Raw genomic sequence first — 1,368 nt, forward strand, 5'->3', positions numbered from 1 at the left:
CTCGGCAGCTTTCACAAGCGGCGGATCTTACAACCGGCGCAGTGCCACCACGGCGATGTCGTCGGCCTGCGCGCCCGAGCCCGCCAGCTGCGAGAGGAGCCGCCGGCAGAAGTCGTCCAGGTCGGGCTCCGGCTCGGCCGCGCTGCGGGCCAGGGCGGCCAGCCCGACGTCGATGTCCACGTCGCGGCGTTCCACCAGGCCGTCGGTGTAGAGGACCAGGGTGCCGCCCGACGGCAGGGTGAACTCGAGGTCGTCGGGCCGGTGCGCGTTGAGGCCGAGCAGCGGTCCGCGGGTCTCCAGGAAGCGCACCCCGTCGGCGGTGTGCAGCAGCGGCGGCAGATGGCCGGCACTGGCCATCCGTACGTTGCCGGTGGCCGGGTCCAGGGTGAGCAGGCAGACGGTGGCCGAGTCGGTCGGCAGCACCGTACGCATGAAGTTGTTCGCCAGATCCAGCACCGCACCCGGCGGATGGCCCTCGACCGCGTAGGCCCGCACCGCGTGCCGCAGCTCGGCCATCACCGTGGCCGCGTGCAACGAGTGCCCGGCCACGTCCCCGATCGCGACCAGCAGCTTGCCGTCCAGCATGGTCAGCTCGTAGAAGTCGCCGCCCACCTCGGTCTGCGCGCCGGCCGGCTCGTAGCGCATCGCCAGCTCGACGCCGGGCACGTCGGGCAGCTGCGACTGCAGGAGACTGCGCTGCAGCGTGACCGCGATCCGGTGCTCCTCGTCGTACGACCGCTGCGCCTCGACCGCCGCCGCAACCGCCTGCGCGAGCTGCCGCAACACCGGGAAGCCGGGCGTCTGCGAGCTGCTCACCGCGGCCACGTAGACCGGCTGCCGGTCGATGCGCAGCCGGGCCGCCGCCACCGCCACCGACTCGCCCTCGGGCCACACCGCCACGTCCCAGTCCTCGGGCCGGTCGGTGCGCACCAGTGAGCCGACCGCGACGTTCGTCTCGTCCAGCGACCACGCGCGGACGACCGGCGGCGACCCCACCGCGGCCAGGTATTCGCCGTCCGAGCCCTCCGCCAGCACCACGACCGGATCGCCGAAGATCGCGTGCGCGCCCTCGGCGGCCGCGCTGAGCAGGCCGGGCAGCGTCGACGCCGTGTTGATCTCGAGCGTGGTCTCGGCCAGCTTGACCATGCGGGCGGCCAGCGTCTCGGCGCGCTGCCGGGCGCTGTAATACCGCAGCACCGCCTGGACGGTCGCGATCAGCTCGTCGGGCTCGATCGGCTCCACGAGGTACGCGTCCGCGCCACGGTTCAGCCCCTGGGCCTTGTCCACCACGTCGACCGCGTGCGCCGACACGTGGATCACCGGCAGTACGCCGTACTCGGGATCGCTCTTGATCCTCTCGCAGACGTC

The 1,368-nt window shown here is 72.8% G+C and carries 1 protein-coding gene; it reads right to left on the reverse strand.

What is annotated here, in order from left to right; all coding sequences use genetic code 11:
- Window positions 1–27: 27 nt before the first annotated feature.
- A partial coding sequence (locus tag AB0M20_RS43740) for a fused response regulator/phosphatase (protein WP_364307418.1) occupies window positions 28–1,368 on the reverse strand: 1,341 nt, incomplete at its 5' end.

This window comes from Actinoplanes sp. NPDC051633, from assembly GCF_040681735.1.
Lineage (GTDB): Bacteria > Actinomycetota > Actinomycetes > Mycobacteriales > Micromonosporaceae > Actinoplanes.